Consider the following 19,585-nt stretch of genomic DNA (forward strand, 5'->3'; position numbering starts at 1 on the left):
CTAATTTGCCCATTTATTGATGTTGTAACCACGTTTGGCATCAACATAATAATAAAGAAAGCAGAGGAGAAGAATAATTGCATCTTAGAAAGGGAGGATAAAATGAAAGCGTTAACCTATCAAGGAATTAGAAATGTGAAAGTTAAAGAAGTCCCAGATGCCAAGCTAGAGAAACCGGATGATATTCTGGTTCGTATCACAACTACGACCATATGTGGTTCGGATCTTCACCTCTATAATGGGGAAATACCGAATATGCGAGACGACTTTATTATCGGGCATGAGCCGATGGGAATTGTAGAGGAGATAGGAACAGATGTTACCAAGTTGAAAAAGGGAGACCGCGTCATCCTTCCCTTTAACATTGCTTGTGGTCAATGTTGGTATTGTAACCATCAATTAGAAAGCCAGTGTGATAATTCGAATGATTTTTTACATGGAGATACAGGCGGGTATTTCGGTTATTCCGATACCTTCGGCGGATATGCAGGCGGACAAGCTGAATTGCTTCGTGTTCCTTATGGGAATTTCATTCCTTTCAAAGTGCCTGAGGATGCTGAAATGGATGATGAGAAAATCCTATTCCTCTCTGATATTGTTCCTACTGCCTATTGGAGTGTGGATCATGCAGGTGTCAAGGCTGGTGATACCGTCATTATTCTGGGTTGTGGACCCGTGGGATTGCTGACACAGAAATTTGCTTGGTTAAAAGGTGCAAAGCGGGTTATCGCAATTGATCATGTCGATTATCGTTTGGAGCATGCGCGTAGAACGAATCATGTCGAGGTTTTTAATTTTAAAAAACAAGATGATTTGCTTCAATATTTAGCTGAGCTTACAGGTGGTGGAGCGGATGTAGTTATTGATGCAGTTGGACTGGATTCTGAGAAGACCTTTGTTGAGAAAATAGAAACGATTCTTAAGCTCCAGGGTGGTGGACTAGGGGCATTTCGAATGGCTACTAAACTGGTGCGCAAAGGCGGCACGATCCAGGTTACTGGGGTTTATGGGATGAATTACAATGCTTTCCCTTTTGGTGACTTGTTTAGCCGCAATATTACGCTGAAGATGGGTCAGGCTCCAGTCATTCACTATATGCCTGAATTATATCGCCAAATCAAAGAAGGTATATTTGACCCAACCGATATCATTAGCCATCGATTGAAGTTGGATGATGCGGAGCATGCATACAGTATTTTTAATAAGAAAGAGGATCAGGCTATTAAGATTATATTGAAGCCTTAACCTGATCAGGCAGCTAGCCATAATCAATTGAGTAGGAGGGCGGAGATTAACGGCGGACCTCTCACACCACCTTACGTAACATTCGTTCCCCTTTCAAAGGCTTTATCTTTTGGAATTCCTAAAGATAACAGCCTTTTTTTGTTTTTAAGTTTCTTCCATTTTTGCAAAGGCACATACGTAATCTCAACATATTTCTTTCCTAGGACTTAAATGTTGAGACAACGTTTTGGTACTTGATAATCTAACAAAATATGTGGAACAAGTGATTTTGGTCAAGTTATACAGCATATACCAAACCATATAAGGTATGAAAAGGAGGAGTCGAGCGTATGCAATCTCAATTCAAAAAATATTACCCGTACATAAGCCCATACGACCCATGTCCCCCCATTCAAGTAAAATGGTATAATACGCCGCCTCAGTTGTATATGCATGTTCAACCGCTTGGTCTACCGCAATTTAGTCCGTATGAAGCTTTACGATTAGGGACATTATGGCCAGCCTTGTATGGACCCTATCCAATGGTGCAGGAGCAGCTAAGGGAGGTCGATCAATTATGAGTCACCATGTGCTTCCCGATTCCTATTACACTCAACTGCGCGACTTACAGGCTGTGGATTTCGTCTTAGTGGAGTTGACGCTCTACTTGGATACACACCCTAATGATCAAAACATCATTCAGCAATACAATCATTATGCTCAGAAACGCATGCACATGGCTGGAAAGTTTGAAATGGAATTTGGCCCACTGATGCCCTTTGGACATAGCTTTACGAGTCAGCCCTGGCAATGGGTGGAGACACCTTGGCCATGGCAAGTTTGAGAAGGAGGTCAGCTGATGTGGATTTATGAAAAGAAGCTTCAATATCCCGTGAAAGTTAGTAAATGCGATCCTCGAATGGCTAGAATGCTTCTCGAGCAGTATGGAGGTGCAGATGGTGAACTCGCTGCGGCACTCAGGTATTTAAACCAACGGTACACAATCCCAGATAAGGTCGTGGGATTATTGACAGACATTGGCACAGAGGAATTTGCTCACTTAGAAATGATTGCAACGATGGTTTATAAGCTTACTAAGGATGCCACTATTGAGCAATTAAAGGCTGCAGGTCTTGATGATCACTATGTCAGCCATGATAGGGCGCTGTTCTATCAAAATGCATCTGGTGTTCCATGGACAGCTGCCTACATACAAGCTAAGGGAGACCCAATTGCTGATTTATATGAAGATATAGCTGCAGAGGAAAAAGCAAGAGCGACATACCAGTGGCTGATAGATCTAACCGATGATGTGGATTTGCAGGACAGCTTAAAATTCTTACGTGAAAGAGAAATTGTCCATTCTTTGCGGTTTAGGGAAGCTGTCGAAATTTTGAAGGATGATCGTATGGAGAAGAAGATTTTTTAGCGGTGGAAACCAATTAAAATGAAAAAAATTAATACACCAAAAGCTTATTGATAGGGGGAAGGGGACATGAAAATAAGGACCTTCATCCTAACACAAGAGATGAAGGTCATCAATTTACTTACTCGATTAAATTAGTTACTGGTATATCCGTAGTGCGCGATGACCGGTTGTGATGATTGCAATGATCCTTGTTGTGGATATCCGCTGTACTGGGAATTCTGATCTTGGTAGCCGCCGTAATGAGAAATGACCGGCTGTGAGGCGTAATGAGAGTTAGCATTAAACTGGGATGCATAGTTAGGCTGAATGCTGTTCTGGGAATTCTGTGCTTGATAGCCACCGTAATGAGAAATGACAGGCTGTGAGGCGTAATGAGAGTTAGCAGATATTTGAGATGCATGGTTAGGATGAATGCTGTTCTGGGAATTCTGTGCCTGATAGCCCCCGTAATGAGAAATGACAGGCTGTGAGGCGTAATGAGAGTTAGCATTTATTTGAGATGTTTGGTTTGGGTGAAAACTGTTCTGAAAATTCTGTGCCTGGTAGCCGCCATAATGAGAAATGACCGGTTGTGAGGCGTTTTGAGAGTAAGCATTGATTTGGGATGCATGGTTAGGCTGAATGCTGTGCTGAGAATTTTGTGCTTGGTAGCCGCCATAATGAGAAATGACCGGCTGTGAGGCGTTTTGAGAGTAAGCATTGATTTGGGATGCATGGTTAGGATGATTGCTGCGCTGAGAATTTTGTGCTTGGTAGCCTCCGTAATGAGAAATGACTGGCTGTGAAGTATTCTGTGTAAATGCGTTGTCCTGTGAATTTTGAGTCTGATATCCGCCGTAATGAGAAATGACCGGGTCATGCGAAGTATTAGAATTAGCGTATCCGTTTGTAAAAGACGATTGAGATGCATTGTTGAATTGATTCATTTTGAAGTCCCTCCCAAAATATCTAAATTGGCCTTTAGAGCCTACATTATTATTAGGAATCAGCCTGCTTTTATCCTGTGAATAATTGGTTATTTATCCGTACATGATCACGTGACACATCGATGTTATGAAGAAGACTTCCCAAGATATTTTATAACAGAAGGGGATTATAACTAAACAGAGTAATAACCCAAGGGATTAGCTTCCTTTGGGTTATTGTTTATTTAGAATTGATTCCTAACTACTTCGTATAACAGAAGAGAGGGAGCTATCTTATCATTCGCATTTATTTTCCCTTCATTGCAAAGTAAATCGGAAAAGATACAGCTGTTGCAACGCCCAATGAACTAGCAATTAAACGTGCAGAGATGAACGATTTATTTTTCAATTTGAAAAAACCTCCTGAGAAAATGATGTATCAAACCGTCCACCCATTCTGAAGCTCATTCAGACTTCAAATCATCGTCGAAAGTAATAGCTTCATACATTGGCCGCGTGTTTAAATGACTCCGGTAAAGCATAACTTCATTTGATTTCCACGAAAGTAGGTCTTCTGGGAAAGAATTAAGCATCGTAAAAGTACTCAACGTATTATGATCAAATGAAGTCTTGCCTATGTAATTGCGTGCAAGCGTTAAGTGTGGGTGAAAATTACGATCTTCAATAGAAAAGCCAAGTGGCGTAAGTGCGTCGGCTACCCGTTTTTGTAAGTTGCGAAGCCTCTCTACGTCGCCGCCGACACCGGCCCACAGCACAGAAGGCTGGGTCGATCGCCCGAAAAAGCCGAGGGGTTCCACACGAAGAGAGAGTGGACTAGTTACTGTCATTATTTCATGCAGAACTTGGTTAATGCGAAGGACGCTTCCTGACGGTGTATCTCCGAGAAACTGCAGTGTAATATGCAGGTCCCCAGGATGAACCCATTTACGAAAAGACAGATGTGGTTTGATTTGATCGATCCAGCTGGCGAAAGCATGCTTAATTCCGGGCGGGACCGGTACAGCAACAAATAATCGCACTAGATTGACTTGATTCATTATAGCCTCGCATTCATCATATGGTTATGGTGTTTTGTTCAGTTTTAGCATACCCATTATTTGCTCACACTAATTCAATGTCGCAATGCATTAGTACTCCAATACTGTTCCTGTGTTTTTGTAACTAGTCACATGTTTGTTATCTATTATACTGTTATCTGGTAAAGGAGAATAGCTTGTATCCATCGTAACAGCTCTCGTACCATAAATACTTGTTATACTTAAGCTATTAACCGCACAAATATTGAATGTAAAAGTTAGAAAAATAGAAATTGTAACTATGATGATCTTTCTCATTGAGTGTCTCCTTTTTAACATGATATGAATTCAATGTTAGGATGCCCAGATTTAAGTATATGAATAGTAAAAAGAGACCTCCATAAATTGGAGATCTTCTTTACTTTGCATTCGTTCCTTCTTGAATTGGTCTAATAGCGAATAAAGCAAGAAGCGCAGCAACTACACAAGTACCAGAGATACTATAGAACATAAGTTGAGGTGAAAATTTCACAAGAACTGAAGCCAGTGGGGGACCAACTGCAACGCCAATGAACCTCATAGAGCTATAGATGGAAGTTATTGTGCCTCTTTCTGCTTTATCTATTCCTTCCGTTATCAAGGAATCTAAGCAGGGTAGTGTAACACCAATACCAATGCCTGCAATACTAATTATAGTAATCAACCAGTATAGGGATTGAACCACACCAGAAACAACAAGAGAGGCGGTTACTATCGCTATTCCAAAAAAAGTGATCCACTTCATTAACTTTTTATTTTTACCAATTTTTCTACCTGTAATGAATGAAGCAAGACATAGTGCAGCAGAAGGGATAGCAATTACAAATCCTTTCCATATGCCTTTTATCTGGTATTTATCCTCCAGTATGTCTGACAAATAAAACAGTGTCCCAAAAATAACAAACATACAGATGCAACCAATAGCAAAAATTGCTGATAACCAACGGCCATTGTTTACAAATATTTGCTTAAGATTTTGAAGAAAGTGCCTAAACGTTACTTTTTCTTCATTCCCACCTTTTTTCTTGGGAGATTTAACTAGAAAGGCAACTAATACAGTAGATACAACACACAACACAGGTATGGTGAGAAAGGGTAAAAACCAGACAACGAAAGCCAGCAGCGACCCTAAAATAGGACTCAGAACTTTTCCTAGCGTGTTGGCTGTTTCTACAATCCCCAGGCTTTTACTAACTTCGCTCTCATTCTTATAAATGTCACCGACAAGTGGCAGCACAATGGGGAAAGCTCCCGCTGCTCCTACTCCTTGTAACGCACGACCTAGCATAATGACCACATAGGGTTGTTCCAGCCACCATGCCCCTAAACCAGAGATTAAACCACCAATTCCAGTAATAAGTAAACTGGGGATAATGATGAGCTTCCTGCCAAAACGATCCGATAAATACCCAGCAATCGGTATAAGTATAATGGCTACTGCAGAGTAAACCGTAATTAATAAGCTTACTTGAAACGAAGTTATATGTAATTTGTTACGAATTGTAGGTAGAACGGGAATAAGCATGGAATTTCCCAAAGTCATAATCAATGGAATGGATGCAATTGAGATAAGGCTCCATTTATTTTCTTTCAAGATTCAGTACCTAACCTATATGTCGTCGTCCCACTTTCACCCATAATTCAACCTCCTCAAAGTAGTATGTATGGGTTAATAAGTGAGCAGAAATCCTGCTCACTTATTTTAATTTATTGATTTTTAAAGATTTAAATCAAAACTACGCATTTACTGCTTCAGGCCTTTTTATTTGTAGTGGAGGAGGAACAAGCCAACCTTTTTCTTTACTCATATCCAGTATTTTAAGGCCTAATGCTGTTTTAGTTATATGGTATTTTGCAAATAAAGCGCCAATATCAACTCTAATGGATTGGCCCATAGCTTGACTGCAGGCAACCAATCCCAATGAAACGTCAGCAGCAATTTTGGCTGCAATCTCGGGATCCGCGAATCTTGCACCGACGGGGATATCCTCGAGTTTAACTGCCGGTCTTTCAGGCATTATTGGAACTGTGGCAATTCCGTTATCAATAAGTATTTTATCTAATTCTTTTATTTCAAGATTTGCTTGATCAATGAGACCGTCGAGTATCTTTTTAAGATCTTTGTCTCCTGAATGATTTAAATATGCTTGATAACAGGATACAGCTCCTTTTGCCACTGTGGATGCTGTCCATACACTAAAGATTTCTCCGTAGTGTAAAGGTTCATCTTTTGGATTGCCGCTTAAAATTCCCATATAGTGTAGCTCCTTTTTTTCTAATTTAATGACTTGATTATCATACCCATGTGTCACTTTACAATTCATGTGCCCATCAATCTACATCAATGAATATTGTTATCTACATAACGGCCATGATTGGGGACAGCTATATTTTTAAAATCCGTTGCCAATTGTAATAATCCGATTGCTAGTTCCTCACCAGACATAGGTACCCCATGACCGCATATTGCAACACTTGGCTTTAAAGCTTCTAGCTTTCTAACAGACTGCTCAGCTGCATGCCAATCGGTTGTAAAGTATACTGGAGGCCCTGTCAGGTGCTTTTTCTGAGTTAAGACCTTGTATAGTGAGTCCTGCTCAACCGTTATAAATGCATCACCTGCAATAAGTGCCCTATCCTTATCTCGAAATAACGAGACATGTCCTGGAGTATGACCTGGCGTATGAATCCATCGCCATCCGGACATTCCAGGGATGCTGCCATCTGATGGTAAACGATGAACATGACTTCCAAGGTTGATCGGTTCATTAGGAAAGAAAGGTGATAATTTAGCAATAATACCACCTTCAACGGATCCGTCAGGTTCTGGATAACTGGCTTGGCCGGTTAAATAAGGTATTTCTAATTCGTGGGCATACACCAATACATTCCAAGACTCGACAAGGTCAACAACAGCACCAACGTGATCAAAGTGCCCGTGCGTTAGAACGATGGCCTTTGGTTTCGAAGCTACGCCAAAATGATCTTTAACCATTTTCAAAATACGGTTTGCGGATTGTGGCATACCCGTATCAACTAACACCCAATCTTCAGCAGTGCCAACTAAACTTATATTAACGATCTGATTGGTATAGCAGAATAGATCTTCGCTAACCCCTTCACCGACACCGCTTCTAACGGAAGTCATCGGTATATAATTATCTGCCAAAATATCTTCCATATCCCTATAATGAGTATGTTCCATTAGTGTCCCCCTATTTTAAAGTGAAATAAATTTCTCGATATTATGTCCAAATCTACTTAATAATTGTATCTACATTTAGGATAAAGTTACTGTAAAGTGAATTTTTCACTATAACTTTTGGACACATTACAACAGAGGTGATCACATGCGTTGTTTACTTTGCGAGAATGAGCAATTGTTAAAGGGGAAAAAAACGAAATGTTTTATTTGTACGATTATCAAGCGTCGAAATTCACCTAAAATTTAATTGAACAAGCTATGGAGGTTTTTTTATTGGAGTCAATTCAGGATAAGCTTTCAATAATTGCCCTCGGTGGTGTAAACGAAATTGGAAAAAATATGTATGTCATTCAATATAACGATGATCTCATCGTTATCGACTGTGGATCTAAATTTCCAGATGAAAGCCTGATGGGTATAGATCTGATCGTCCCTGATATCTCCTACTTGCTTGAAAATAGAGATAAAGTAAGGGGGTTGGTTATAACTCATGGACACGAGGATCATATTGGTGGTATTCCCTATATTATCAAACAGTTGAGCATGCCAATTTATGCTACGCGACTTACCCTTGGGCTTATAAAGGGAAAACTGAAAGAACATGGGCTTCTTAACACGACTACCTTACATGAAATAGATGCAAATTCTAGCCTTACATTAGGGGACATCCCTTTAAGCTTTTTTCGGACTAACCACAGTATTCCGGATTGCTTAGGCATTACCTTCAATACCCCGCAAGGAGTAGTTGTACATACAGGAGATTTCAAGTTTGATTTAACACCGGTAAATGAGCAATATGCAGATATACATAAGATGGCAGCTATTGGTCAAAATGGTGTACTTGCTCTACTTTCTGAGAGTACGAATGCTGAGCGGCCAGGATTCACACCTTCTGAACGATTAGTAGGAGATCATATTGAGGAGGCATTTACAAAAGCTACAGGCAAAATATTTTTATCAACTTTTGCCTCTAACGTTAACCGGTTACAGCAGGTTATCATTGCTGCTGAGAAAACAAACAGGAAAATCGCCCTTTTAGGAAGAAGTATGGTCAATGTCGTAGATATTGCGTTAACACTTGGCTATTTAAGAATGCCTCCTGATATGTTGATTGAGGCTCAAGATGTGAATCGTTATTCTCCAAATGAGCTGGTCATCCTCTGTACAGGAAGTCAAGGGGAACCCATGGCTGCATTAGCTCGTTTAGCCAGTGGTACACACCGTCAAGTCGAAGTCTCCTCAGGTGATACAGTTATTCTAGCGGCTACGCCTAACCCAGACCAAAAGAAGGCCAATGATATTGCCGATTATCATTCAGGTTTAATATTCGTGAATAAGGTTGGGAAATAACGTCATAATATAGCTGGAAGTTTATTTATCGATAAGGGAGGGTGCAACTACGATGACATCAAGTCGAGGACATCAAGGCGCTCATGGCGCTGGTCAAATTGTTGAGCAATTGAACAATCAATCCGAAGCTGCGGAGCAAATTCAAGGGAGTAATAAAGTAGATGAAGAGATCCAAGCAGCCGCAAACGAACATAGTTCAGAGTTGGATGAAATTTTCAATAATGATAACGATAGCGACTAGTTAAAGTTCATTAAAGTAAAATAGGCTTACTCCTGATGATACTTATTGAATATTATGATAACCCATCTCTACAAATTTTCTGCATTCAGGATACTTATTTATATCATAATTAGGAACTGGGAAAAGTTTCCCCCAATCCACACCTAACGTTTCTAAAGCTTTAGCAAAAGCATTTTGGTGAGCATTATCTCGAACGATGAGGAATCCAAGGGTCTCCCGGAACGTTTTATTGGAGCTCATTTCATAAATTCTACTTTTTTGAAGTACTCCCGTTGATTCAAGGACTAAATTATCCAACAAATCACTAATTAAATTACGGTGAGAATACACCCATGAACCATTCCACGGATTACCACCTGCATCTACGGGTAAGGAAGCTTGAGCACCAACAATGTAATGATGGGGATTTGCATGTTTGACCGCTTCATCAAGAGGTGCGCCATCGATACCTGCATTCCCCACAGCTGTGGAGTTACCCGAATCGTTTAACAGTTGATTTATCGTATTTTGAACCAGTTCCACATGGGAAATTTCTTCTAGAAATACGCCGCGGATTAAGTCACGGTACTGTGTAGCTTTACCTCTGAAATTAGAGCTTTGAAAAGAATATTGCATCATAGTTCTCATTTCACCAAATTGTCCGCCTAAAGCTTCTTGTAAAACTTTAGCTGCTGCTGGATCTGGTTTGTCTGGAACAATTTGATTAATCAGTTCTTCTTTATAATAATACATATATTCACTCATTTCCTTTGATATTAATTCTTGAGGTTTGATATAAAATATAACCGCCTTATAAAAAGACGGTTATTTGAAAATCTGTTTTATGTTTAGGTATGTTCACGATTCCGCTTTTTTAACCCAGCTAAACCGACTAACCCTAGAAGGCCAAGCCAACCCCAATTGTTATCATTGTCATCATTAGCAGCATTAGTTCTATAAGTAGCGGTTGAATTTGTCCCATAACCATTATTTGTCCCGTAACTATTGGCAGTAGTCGTACCATTCCCTGAACCATTTCCGTAATTAACCGATCCAGTCATACCTGTATTATCCGCGGCTGATACCCCTGTACATAATAGAAACATGAAACAGATACTTAAGAAAAACGAAAAGGACTGCTTTTTCATTTGGCTTCTCTCCTTCAAAATTATTTGTTTTGACACCTTTGTTTTCTCCTTTATGTAAATCAATTATACGAATGAGAGTGGACCCAAGAAGTCCACTAAATGGATGGTGTAGATTGTTCATAAAAACATATAATATGAGTGTTCCAAATTACTCAGACGGATGGGCTTACGTTATGACGAACCAAAAAAGAGTATAGAATCAGCAAGGCAAAAAAACCAAAAATCCAATCAAAACAGCAGCAAAAAAAGTAGCAGCAATAATGGTATTGATGATGCCAATATAAATTCTGGTGGTTAATATATTTACTTAACAACTATTAGTTACTTTATCAAACAGAACAACCCTCACTTCTATTGAAGTGAGGTTGTTCTGTTTGATGTCTCGAAGAGCAGGTTAAATAGATGTGCGTATAGAAGTTATTATATGGATTTTATTAAAGGTTTAAAAGAGGTCTGATATGGTATCTGAAAATGAATTATTAGTTCTTAAACACATAGTACAGCAATATTTCGGTAAAAAATGTACTCTCTGTGAGTATGAAGTTCTACTAAGGAAAAATGATTATTTAGTTGTAAGTCTAACCCTTGTTAATCCGTCTGAGCGTGTGGTTTTAAAATTAGCAGGACCTAAAGCTCCAATTTTAAGTCCTTTTAATCGTACTTTTACTATTAACCAACAAGTTCGTAAACATACCTCGGTTCCCACTTTTGAAGCGCTAACCTTTGATATGTCATATGATATTGTTCCATATCGTTATCTTCTAATGACACAAATTGATGGTCGATTGTGGTCCGATGTAAAAATGGACTTACATGTGGATGATTTACAAAAAGTAAATCGAGACCTTGGTCGTGCCGTCGCTCAGCTGCACTCCATTGAATATAATACTTTTGGTGAAATTGGCATTCAGGGGCAAATCAACACCACCGATACGAATTATATATCGGCTTTATCAAATCGTGCTAAACAACGCATAAGGGATCCTTACAATCAAGAGTTGTTTGTGTCACTGTTACAACAAAATGAATGTTTGTTTAACGATGTTATCAGTCCTCGATTAACACACGACGATTTGAATCCTGGAAATATCCTTGTTAGAGAAAGAAATGGACAATGGGAGTTATCAGGTATTGTAGATTTTGATAGTGCGTGGGCTGGTGGATTTGAATCTGATTTGGCACGGTTAGAATTATGGAGAGGTATGATTGGTAAAGGGTTCTTTGAAGAATATCAAACCATCAATCCTATTCCAACAGACTACACACAACGTAGATTATTACTTCAATTACTTTGGTGTCTTGAATATGCCAATCCATCAGAGGAACATCATAAAGACACAAAGATTATTTGCGATAAATTAGGAATTCCAGTTGTGATTTTTCTTTAACTGCTTTAATAAAAGAGAAGTTCTAATCCAAAAAAAACCACTCCGTTGTCAGGAGTGGTTTTGTCCTTTTATGCTGATAAATACTTTGTAGTCAACTATACTTTGTGATTTGAAATGTGAGTTGTATTACAAGTCAAGATCGATCATTGAGCTATTCCAGCTAATATCTTGTCAATATTTAATTAATAGTAGGTTCATGAGGTGGTATACTTTAAAAAGTGCATGGGAAAGAACCGTCCTATTAAGCACGGATATAGATTCCATATATTTCTACTTTTTGTTGTTCACTCTAACCGGAATGCTTCCTTAGTAGTTAAGATGGCAAAAATCCAGTGAATGAGTTTATTCACACATGCAATTACTGCAACTTTGAATAGCTTTCCTTCAGCACGTTTCTTATCATAATAAGTCCTTAATTTCTTATTTCTATTACTACGAATACCGCATCTTACAGCTTGATACAAGGCAGTACGAAACCTCCTGGAGCCGTGCTTAGTGATTTTATTTTGGGTAGCTACAAACTTACCTGAAGAAAAAACACTTGGATCAACACCAGCAAAGGCCACCAGTTTCTTTGCGTGATCAAACCGATCGATCTCACCAATCTCAGCTAAAATTGTTGCAGCAATCTTAGTGCCAATTCCGGGTATAGATTGAATTAAATCATATTCAAGTAGCTCTTCAGCCAGGCCATCTACCGATTTATTAAGGGTTGATAGATGATCCTGGTATTGAAAAAGCAATTTGATGAGCAGCTGCATGGAGATTAAATGGCTTGAAAAAGCCGTCTCCTTAAAGGGATTTCGCTTTGCTGCCGCTACTAAGATTTGAGCACGTTCCAAGCTCCATGAGACGGATTTGCCGCGTCCAGTAAGACTTTGAATTGCACTAGTAATCTCCAACTCAGACATTTCTAGGACTTCTTTTGATGTTGGGTGTAAAGCCAAAAATCGAAGGGACACCTTTGAATAAAGATCACCAAACACGCCATGATATTCAGGGAAAACTTGATCAAGAATAGCCTGGAACTGTAGTTTTGCTTGGATAGTAAAAGGGCATGCCGTATTTGATATTGGAGGGGGCCCCTACGAAAGTTCGCCGGGTGATTTGCTGTTTGTCCATTCTGGTGAGCTGCATTCAGGTTATTCCGTTAACAATATGGATGTTGATTATTATGCGATTGTTTTTAATAAGTCGTTGTTCAATAGTGATGCTGGTGATCCTTTATACGGAGCCATGATCTTGCCATTTATGTTAGGGCAGAAACGATTTCCTGTAAAACTGAGCGCTGAAGATCAGGACTATGGACAATTTGAAAAAGCGGTTCTTCAAATCATTAGTGAGTTTGAAGAGAAAAAACTTGGCTACGAGTTAGCTGTTCGCTCTTATTTACAATTGATTATGACAGCAGCAATCAGAAGGAATGATAATTTTGAGCAGATAGAGCAGAGGGTTAATCAGCTTTTTGATGACCGGAGACGAACGAAGAGTTTTGATCTGTTATTCGCATTCATTCGAGAAAACTACGCAAGGCACATCGCTTTGGAAGAGGCTGCACAATTGGTCAATATGAGGATAGCTATGTAATAACGGTAGCCGCGTTACGCTAAACCAGCTAATAACTTGTCAAGATTTTTCAATAGAAAAGCGAGAAGAAGGTGGTGCTATACTAATTACTGAGTGTAAGAGGACAAAAACATATATGCATTATCAGCCGCATATGACGCGGTTTTTTTATATTATGGATACAACTTCTTGTCTTTTCCAAAAGACAAGAAGTTGTATTGTTTTCCATGATAGACATTATGATGATGTGTTCTCCGCGGTAATTGAACGATGTATTTTTGAGGGTTATTTTTCATAATACAAGACACATTAGTGTCTCATAATTCGGTTTATTATATATTTTCAAAAGTACGTCAAGCAATTTAATTCTTAATGGTATTTAGCCGTTTGGAGCCTTTGTTCAACTAACGGTCGGAATAACGGAAATTATAAATATTGGTAATCGTATAATTTATTAAAAATAACCTCTGAGTTGAAGCATAATAAACTGAATATGGGAAAAAGAATGGCATAGATTATTTTATATGTTTTAATGTACATTAGTTCGTGGGTCTCTGTGTTTGTATTTGCGAATCAGAAGGGCTAATGATATCAATCGACTTGGAAAATAGTTTGTATCCCTTATTATATTATTGCTAATTGCACTTTTCGGTTCTTGGATTCAACATGGGGGAAGTTGCAGATTAAATAAATGGGTTGGAAAGACAAAACCTCAGAACGTTTGTTTATAAGAAAACAAGACGAGGCTGCCGGCATGATTGGTAGCCTCGTTGAAATTATGGATAGCGCAGTATAGTGGTCAAATAAACTGTTAATCAGGAGGTAACTGACTTGAAAATGAGGATTTTACTCTTTACCGAAATACGTGGGAACAATGAAGCGTTCCAAGCGATTCTAAAAGATATTACAGGAACATTGTCCGGCTTCCTATAAGTAGTACCAGATTTTGTGGGGGCACCATTAGTAGGCGTTGTTCCGAAAGTAGATGGATTTTGCTTTGATAACTTAAATAGTTCTGTCACCTAATCAAAAAAAAAAGTAGGTAGATTGAAAATTAAGTTGCTTACATGAAATTTATTTCGGCTACTGAAAAGGTCATTGAAGTGAACCTGAACGCTGAACATAAGAGGTTATTGAACATGTATCGGCAACCGTCGAGAAATTTGGCTATATCTTTCAGTAGTCTCAATTGTATTATGTCGCAATTGGGTTTTTAAGGTTTGAATGTCGTTAATGTTAATAAAAGTAGTTGCGAAGGAAGATTTTAAATTGTTAATTGTTATGTTCTTACCAAATGCAATTGCATACTTAGAGACCATATCCTGAATCCCACGTTTTAACATACGATTCCCTGTACTTTCCCCCATACGAAGTGATAGAAAGAAAGCTTTCTCATCCTTATTGGGCTGGTATCGATTTATTCGTATTTCTTTGTATCTATTAAGATAATAACAAGCTCTCTGATCGAAAAAGACTTTAATTTTACTCTCATTATATGGCACATATACCACGGTCTCATGATTTGAATAATAGAAATCTTCCCCGTTAAGATTGACCACCTCTGTTAACCCTAGTCCAGAATAAAGTACGAGACTTATTATTGCTGAATCACGTTCACGATTTAAACAATAATAATAGCTGGCATGTTTATTATCGATTATTGTAGACGCATAACCATTATCAACAAATTCAATAAATTCTTCAATCTCATTTTGACACAAAATTTTATCCCCAGGAATCGTGGTATTAAGTTCTATCCTCTTTGTCTTTAATTTAGCCATAACATTTCGTTTTAAGATTGGATAATGATTTTCATCTTCCGCTATTTCACTAAGAAAACGAAAAAGAGATTTTAAAGATTGAATTTTCCTCTCACGTGTTACTTTGGAATTATTAATTTTAGTTTCTAAAAAATATTGATACGTTGTAATGTCATCTAGATTAAGAGACTCTATTTCAAAAATTGTAATATTTTTAATTTCTTGTGCAGAAGTTTTTCTCTCAGTAATTAAATAAGAAAAAAAATATTCAAAATCGTATGAATATCCAAGAAGTGAGGATGAAGATAGCTCGTCCATTTTTATTTCAAAATAATTTCTAACATAAGTTGGGAATAGTGGCACTCTAGTCAAGAGTTCAGTCAGATCCTTTTGTTTGATGACATTCATTTTTTCCTCCAGAAGAAAATGTTGTAATAATATATTTAATAGTATTATTACCATTAAATATATTATTAGTCACTCTCGTAACTCCTTTATTGTACGCACTTGCACATGGCTCATCTTTTCTAATCACCATTGATTTTTTGAGAGTATAATGTTTTAGACTCACGCGGCAGCGTTGAGCTAACGGGCAGTAGAGCGTGGTGGATGATCAACTTTAGAGTCAGATCTCAAGAGTCAATTTTTATAGCTGTTTTGTACCAATTAAGACGAAAAACTTAGTGGTAAGATGAATGGGTGATTTCCCAATTGAAAGGAGTGATGTGGTATGAAAAATTCCCATGCTGTTGTGGTTACAATGAAGGATGTTCAATTATAGTCATGGAGAGATAAAATCCACTATGAAGTAATATTGGGAGGAATTTTTTTTGGGTATTAAATTAAAGCAAGTGTCCATTGAAAACTGGTATGATTGTACCAAGTTAATAGTTAAGAAAGAACAACTAGATGTTTTTCCTGCACCTGTTGTTTATTGGATTGCAGAATCTAAATATGTTGATGATTTTGAGCTGCGTGCAATTTATTGTGATGATAATTTAATCGGATTTCTTACTTTTTGTAAATATCCAGACTCGGATGGCAACCACTGGATACCTGCAATAATGATTGATGAAAATCACCAGGGTAAGGGTTACGGAAAGACAGCAATGAAACAACTAATTGAACTGATTGAATCAATGGGCTGCAAAAGAATTATGATCGGGCACAGACCTAATAACTTAATTGCTGGAGAAATGTATGAATCCTTGGGGTTTAAAAAGGCAAGTGAAGAGATAATTGATGGTGAAATCATACGTTTACTTCAACTTAATTAAAAAACTGTCAGCGTATCGCTTATAGACATTGTTTAGCTACCGAAGGAAAAGCTCAATTACTCACACAGCAGTCGGTTAATTGATCGGCTGCCGTTTGCTCAACTATCGGGCAGTTTTGCGCAACATTGTTGTCTGCAAAAAAAATTAGAACCCCCTTGAACCTTACGTAACGTAATGATTTATAGTGGATGAAACAACAGGACAAAACACAGGACAACGGTAAAAAAATCGAACAAGATAAATTTGAAATCGGAGGAGAAACGGATATGAGAAAACTCGTACTGTGCATGTGTCGCTGGATGGGTATGCGTCAGACTCAAACGGAGGACTGATTGGATTCCGTACAACGAGGAATTTGAGAAATACGCCGAGGAGGTCGTAGCCGAAGTCGGCTCTCCCGTTTAAGGACGTATGACGTGTCAGATGATGGAGAGCTACTGGGCCACAGTGCTAGATGATCCGAATTCGTCGAGGCACGGTATGGAGCATGCTAAATGGTTGCAGGATGTTAAGAAGATTGTCATTTCCGGCACGATGGAAAAGGCGGAATGGAACAATACGATGCTGATTAATGACAAAATCGCAGAGGAAATCAAGGCGCTCAAGGAGCAGCCTGGCAAAAATCTCGTTATCTTCGGCAGCCCGGTGGCGGGGAAGACGTTGCTTGAGCTCGGTCTGATCAATGAATTTCTAATGACGATTTGTCCGGTCGTCCTGGGCAACGGAAATTTTGACGGCGTCGTTGAGTAAATCAGGCTCAAGCTGCTGTCCACCCAATCGCTCAAGTCGGGCATTATTGCGACCCGCTTTGAGTTGGAGAAATAGTCGCGCTGTACAAGGTGTGCCGCTCTAACGGTGAACGATAGCTCAATCAAAACACGAGGGCAATCGTTCAAAGTTCGGCTGCCGTTGTTTCTTTAACGGTCAATATAGAATTTTTTTTCACGTCACTTATCGAGATATTAAAGGCCACAACTGTATTAACGGAAGGGACCAAATCAATATTCATATTGTTGAATTTGTTTTGGACTTGTATAAGTGCTCACTCTGTTGTATTTTATAGCGGATCCCAATAGATAGAGTACTATTTAAAATAGTTTTCAGGAGAGGGAAATGAAATTAATATGAAGAAATATAATACGCGGGCTATAATGGCGTCTCTGCTCATTTGCGGTTTCGTAGGCATGTTCAGCGAGACAGCACTCAACATAGCAATTAGTAATTTAATGGACGTTTTCCAGATTTCGGCCGCGACTGCACAGTGGTTAACGACTGGCTTTTTGCTGACTCTTGGAATTCTGATGCCGATGACAGGTTTACTGCTACAATGGTTGACTACTAGGCAGCTTTTCATTGTTTCGCTTGTAAGCTCGATCGTTGGGACATTGATTGCAGCGCTTGCTTTCAATTTTGAAATGCTGATGGTCGCTCGCGTTCTGCAGGCAGCCGGCATGGGTTTATTGATTCCGCTCATGTTTAATACGATTCTCGTAGTTTACCCTCCAGAGCAGCGCGGGGCAGCGATGGGCTTCGTTGGTCTCGTCATCATGTTCGCACCGGCAACTGGCCCTACTGTGGCAGGTCTTTTAATCGAATATTTATCATGGCACTACATTTTCTGGCTGTCTCTTCCTTTTTTGGTCATAGGGCTGTTGATAGGATTGAAATTTCTGGAAAACGTCACTGAGGTCACAAGACCGAGGATTGATCCATTGTCTATTATTTTGTCATCACTAGGCTTCGGCGGTGTAGTCTTTGGTTTCAGTAAGGCGGGCGAAGGGGAGGGAGGCTGGACTAGTGCAATCGTGCTCTCATCTATTGTTATCGGCCTAATCGCGCTTGTATTGTTCACACTTCGCCAAATGTTAATGCGTGGGCCGATGATGAACTTGCGAGTCTTCAAGTACCCTATGTTTATTGTGGGGCTGCTTCTTGTGCTGTCGTGTATGATGATCATCTTATCAAGTATGATTATTTTGCCGATGTATCTGCAGAACGGGATGAAACTATCCGCGTTTGCTACCGGGCTCATGCTGCTGCCAGGCAGTGCGTTGAATGGTGTCTTGTCGCCGCGCATGGGACGCTTGTTTGATAAGTACGGGCCTAAGTGGCTCGTTATCCCCGGCCTTGTCATCGTAGCAGTGATGTTATGGTTTTTTTCCAGTATATCAGTTGCCTCTTCTGTAGCTTTTATCGTGTCCTTGCATATTGGTCTCATGATTGGTATATCCATGGTATGGATGCCGGCGCAGACGAACGGGCTTAACCAACTGCCGCCAGAACTTTACCCACATGGAACGGCAGTCATGAACACGCTGCAACAGGTCGCAGGTGCGATCGGAACGGCAGTAGCAATCAGCATTCTTACTAAGGGCATGGAAAAGTATTTGATCGGCTCATCGATGCCGAGTGAGCCGGCCGAGATGGCTAAAGCCATGATGTTCGGTTCACAGAACGTGTTCATGTTCGCGATGACTGTTACACTCCTCGGGCTAGCCGCGGCGTTCTTCATCCGCCGTGTCGTCGTTAAGCATGCGACGATGAATTCGATGCATTGAAATTCCAATAATAGGAGTAATCAACAATAGATTTGGAAAAAGGAACACAAACCCAGAATGGGATTAAGTGTTCCTTTTTTGTTAAGGATACAACGTTTTTGACCATAACCAAAACTAGACTCACATCAATTTTTTAATATTGTGAATAATTATTCTAAATAGCACTTGCGGGTACTCTCATACATTATGAAAATACGGTAACTTTGGGATGGGGCGAGAGTGGACCGACGGATTTGGTTGATCTCTATCATAAACGGATTCTTGATCGTTAAATTCAGAAGCAAAGATGACCTTTCAACAAACGGGACACGTTTGTTCAATACATAGCAAAGGGAGGCTGCCTGCACGATCGGCAACCTTTCGCTCACCTATTCCAGCTAATAGCTTGTCAATATTTAATTATTAATAGTAGGTTCATGAGGTGGTATACTAAAAAAAGTGCATGAGAAAGAACCGTCCTATTAAGCACGGAAGTAAAT

Annotated in this window: 17 protein-coding genes and 3 pseudogenes; 11 read left to right on the forward strand and 9 right to left on the reverse strand. The window is 39.3% G+C overall.

Annotated features, from left to right (window positions below; translation table 11 throughout):
- Positions 1 to 102 precede the first annotated feature (102 nt).
- The 4 genes from AC58QM_RS34880 to AC58QM_RS34895 all read left to right on the forward strand — a co-directional run bounded on the left by AC58QM_RS34880 (position 103) and on the right by AC58QM_RS34895 (position 2,653).
- Complete coding sequence (locus AC58QM_RS34880) at positions 103 to 1,245, forward strand: zinc-dependent alcohol dehydrogenase (protein ID WP_497289258.1); 1,143 nt, start codon at positions 103 to 105, stop codon at positions 1,243 to 1,245.
- A 329-nt stretch (positions 1,246 to 1,574) separates the two neighbouring features.
- On the forward strand, positions 1,575 to 1,805 hold the full coding sequence (locus tag AC58QM_RS34885; protein WP_497289259.1) for a spore coat associated protein CotJA: 231 nt from the start codon (positions 1,575 to 1,577) through the stop codon (positions 1,803 to 1,805).
- Complete coding sequence (locus AC58QM_RS34890) at positions 1,802 to 2,068, forward strand: spore coat protein CotJB (RefSeq protein WP_497289260.1); 267 nt, start codon at positions 1,802 to 1,804, stop codon at positions 2,066 to 2,068. The genes AC58QM_RS34885 and AC58QM_RS34890 overlap by 4 nt, the downstream gene beginning before the upstream one ends.
- 15 nt (positions 2,069 to 2,083) lie before the next feature.
- Entirely contained in the window at positions 2,084 to 2,653 is a 570-nt protein-coding gene (locus AC58QM_RS34895; protein ID WP_497289261.1) for a manganese catalase family protein, read from the forward strand.
- Between the two features lie 131 nt (positions 2,654 to 2,784).
- Here the strand turns inward: AC58QM_RS34895 and AC58QM_RS34900 are convergent, their stop codons facing one another.
- The 5 genes from AC58QM_RS34900 to AC58QM_RS34920 all read right to left on the reverse strand — a co-directional run bounded on the left by AC58QM_RS34900 (position 2,785) and on the right by AC58QM_RS34920 (position 7,839).
- Positions 2,785 to 3,579, reverse strand: coding sequence for a hypothetical protein (locus AC58QM_RS34900; RefSeq protein ID WP_497289262.1), 795 nt, complete (start codon positions 3,577 to 3,579; stop codon positions 2,785 to 2,787).
- Between the two features lie 443 nt (positions 3,580 to 4,022).
- Positions 4,023 to 4,616 (reverse strand): RNA 2',3'-cyclic phosphodiesterase, encoded by a 594-nt coding sequence (gene thpR, locus AC58QM_RS34905; protein ID WP_497289263.1) that lies wholly within the window; start codon positions 4,614 to 4,616, stop codon positions 4,023 to 4,025.
- A 397-nt stretch (positions 4,617 to 5,013) separates the two neighbouring features.
- Positions 5,014 to 6,228, reverse strand: a complete 1,215-nt coding sequence (gene bcbE / locus AC58QM_RS34910; RefSeq protein WP_497289264.1) for a bacillibactin exporter BcbE — start codon at positions 6,226 to 6,228, stop codon at positions 5,014 to 5,016.
- Between the two features lie 142 nt (positions 6,229 to 6,370).
- Positions 6,371 to 6,889: a DUF3231 family protein gene (locus tag AC58QM_RS34915; RefSeq protein WP_497289265.1), complete on the reverse strand. Its 519-nt coding sequence runs from the start codon at positions 6,887 to 6,889 to the stop codon at positions 6,371 to 6,373.
- Between the two features lie 86 nt (positions 6,890 to 6,975).
- Positions 6,976 to 7,839 carry an MBL fold metallo-hydrolase gene (locus tag AC58QM_RS34920; protein WP_497289266.1) on the reverse strand — a complete coding sequence of 288 codons (864 nt, stop codon included), beginning with the start codon at positions 7,837 to 7,839 and terminating at the stop codon, positions 6,976 to 6,978.
- 258 nt (positions 7,840 to 8,097) lie between these two features.
- On the opposite strand from AC58QM_RS34920, the pseudogene AC58QM_RS34925 reads away from it, so the two are divergent.
- A pseudogene (locus AC58QM_RS34925) lies at positions 8,098 to 9,129 on the forward strand (ribonuclease J); the annotation flags it as partial.
- Positions 9,130 to 9,241: 112 nt separating this feature from the next.
- Positions 9,242 to 9,430, forward strand: a complete 189-nt coding sequence (locus AC58QM_RS34930) for a hypothetical protein (RefSeq protein WP_497289267.1) — start codon at positions 9,242 to 9,244, stop codon at positions 9,428 to 9,430.
- Positions 9,431 to 9,475: 45 nt separating this feature from the next.
- On the opposite strand, the pseudogene AC58QM_RS34935 reads toward AC58QM_RS34930, so the two are convergent.
- Positions 9,476 to 10,162 (reverse strand): annotated as a pseudogene (locus AC58QM_RS34935) (manganese catalase family protein); the annotation flags it as partial.
- A gap of 95 nt (positions 10,163 to 10,257) precedes the next feature.
- The gene (locus AC58QM_RS34940) at positions 10,258 to 10,593 is read right to left on the reverse strand and encodes a WGxxGxxG family protein (protein WP_497289268.1); all 336 of its coding nucleotides are present in this window, start codon (positions 10,591 to 10,593) and stop codon (positions 10,258 to 10,260) included.
- A 422-nt stretch (positions 10,594 to 11,015) separates the two neighbouring features.
- Here AC58QM_RS34940 and AC58QM_RS34945 point away from each other — a divergent pair, with 422 nt between their 5' ends.
- Positions 11,016 to 11,945: a phosphotransferase family protein gene (locus AC58QM_RS34945; protein ID WP_497289269.1), complete on the forward strand. Its 930-nt coding sequence runs from the start codon at positions 11,016 to 11,018 to the stop codon at positions 11,943 to 11,945.
- Positions 11,946 to 12,229: 284 nt separating this feature from the next.
- Here AC58QM_RS34945 and AC58QM_RS34950 read toward each other — a convergent pair.
- Positions 12,230 to 12,991: pseudogene (locus AC58QM_RS34950) on the reverse strand (transposase); the annotation flags it as partial.
- Between the two features lie 25 nt (positions 12,992 to 13,016).
- On the opposite strand from AC58QM_RS34950, the gene AC58QM_RS34955 reads away from it, so the two are divergent.
- Entirely contained in the window at positions 13,017 to 13,532 is a 516-nt protein-coding gene (locus AC58QM_RS34955; protein ID WP_497289275.1) for an AraC family ligand binding domain-containing protein, read from the forward strand.
- Positions 13,533 to 14,641: 1,109 nt separating this feature from the next.
- Here the strand turns inward: AC58QM_RS34955 and AC58QM_RS34960 are convergent.
- Positions 14,642 to 15,679, reverse strand: a complete 1,038-nt coding sequence (locus AC58QM_RS34960) for a tyrosine-type recombinase/integrase (RefSeq protein ID WP_497289270.1) — start codon at positions 15,677 to 15,679, stop codon at positions 14,642 to 14,644.
- Positions 15,680 to 16,101: 422 nt separating this feature from the next.
- On the opposite strand from AC58QM_RS34960, the gene AC58QM_RS34965 reads away from it, so the two are divergent.
- The 3 genes from AC58QM_RS34965 (at position 16,102) to AC58QM_RS34975 (ending at position 19,106) form a co-directional block, all read left to right on the forward strand.
- Positions 16,102 to 16,548 (forward strand): GNAT family N-acetyltransferase, encoded by a 447-nt coding sequence (locus tag AC58QM_RS34965; RefSeq protein WP_497289271.1) that lies wholly within the window; start codon positions 16,102 to 16,104, stop codon positions 16,546 to 16,548.
- A gap of 423 nt (positions 16,549 to 16,971) precedes the next feature.
- The gene (locus tag AC58QM_RS34970) at positions 16,972 to 17,298 is read left to right on the forward strand and encodes a dihydrofolate reductase family protein (protein WP_497289272.1); all 327 of its coding nucleotides are present in this window, start codon (positions 16,972 to 16,974) and stop codon (positions 17,296 to 17,298) included.
- Positions 17,299 to 17,672: 374 nt separating this feature from the next.
- The gene (locus AC58QM_RS34975) at positions 17,673 to 19,106 is read left to right on the forward strand and encodes a DHA2 family efflux MFS transporter permease subunit (protein WP_497289273.1); all 1,434 of its coding nucleotides are present in this window, start codon (positions 17,673 to 17,675) and stop codon (positions 19,104 to 19,106) included.
- Positions 19,107 to 19,585: the final 479 nt, after the last annotated feature.

It is taken from the genome of Paenibacillus sp. J22P165, from assembly GCF_059692015.1.

Excerpts from the sequence above, each read along its gene's own strand:
- AC58QM_RS34880 (WP_497289258.1), top strand. The coding sequence starts at position 103 with ATGAAAGCGTTAACCTATCAAGGAATTAGAAATGTGAAAGTTAAAGAA.
- AC58QM_RS34885 (WP_497289259.1), top strand. The coding sequence starts at position 1,575 with ATGCAATCTCAATTCAAAAAATATTACCCGTACATAAGCCCATACGAC.
- AC58QM_RS34890 (WP_497289260.1), top strand. The coding sequence starts at position 1,802 with ATGAGTCACCATGTGCTTCCCGATTCCTATTACACTCAACTGCGCGAC.
- AC58QM_RS34895 (WP_497289261.1), top strand. The coding sequence starts at position 2,084 with ATGTGGATTTATGAAAAGAAGCTTCAATATCCCGTGAAAGTTAGTAAA.
- AC58QM_RS34900 (WP_497289262.1), bottom strand. The coding sequence starts at position 3,579 with ATGAATCAATTCAACAATGCATCTCAATCGTCTTTTACAAACGGATAC.
- thpR (WP_497289263.1), bottom strand. The coding sequence starts at position 4,616 with ATGAATCAAGTCAATCTAGTGCGATTATTTGTTGCTGTACCGGTCCCG.
- AC58QM_RS34915 (WP_497289265.1), bottom strand. The coding sequence starts at position 6,889 with ATGGGAATTTTAAGCGGCAATCCAAAAGATGAACCTTTACACTACGGA.
- AC58QM_RS34920 (WP_497289266.1), bottom strand. The coding sequence starts at position 7,839 with ATGGAACATACTCATTATAGGGATATGGAAGATATTTTGGCAGATAAT.
- AC58QM_RS34930 (WP_497289267.1), top strand. The coding sequence starts at position 9,242 with ATGACATCAAGTCGAGGACATCAAGGCGCTCATGGCGCTGGTCAAATT.
- AC58QM_RS34945 (WP_497289269.1), top strand. The coding sequence starts at position 11,016 with ATGGTATCTGAAAATGAATTATTAGTTCTTAAACACATAGTACAGCAA.
- AC58QM_RS34960 (WP_497289270.1), bottom strand. The coding sequence starts at position 15,679 with ATGAATGTCATCAAACAAAAGGATCTGACTGAACTCTTGACTAGAGTG.
- AC58QM_RS34970 (WP_497289272.1), top strand. The coding sequence starts at position 16,972 with ATGATGGAGAGCTACTGGGCCACAGTGCTAGATGATCCGAATTCGTCG.
- AC58QM_RS34975 (WP_497289273.1), top strand. The coding sequence starts at position 17,673 with ATGAAGAAATATAATACGCGGGCTATAATGGCGTCTCTGCTCATTTGC.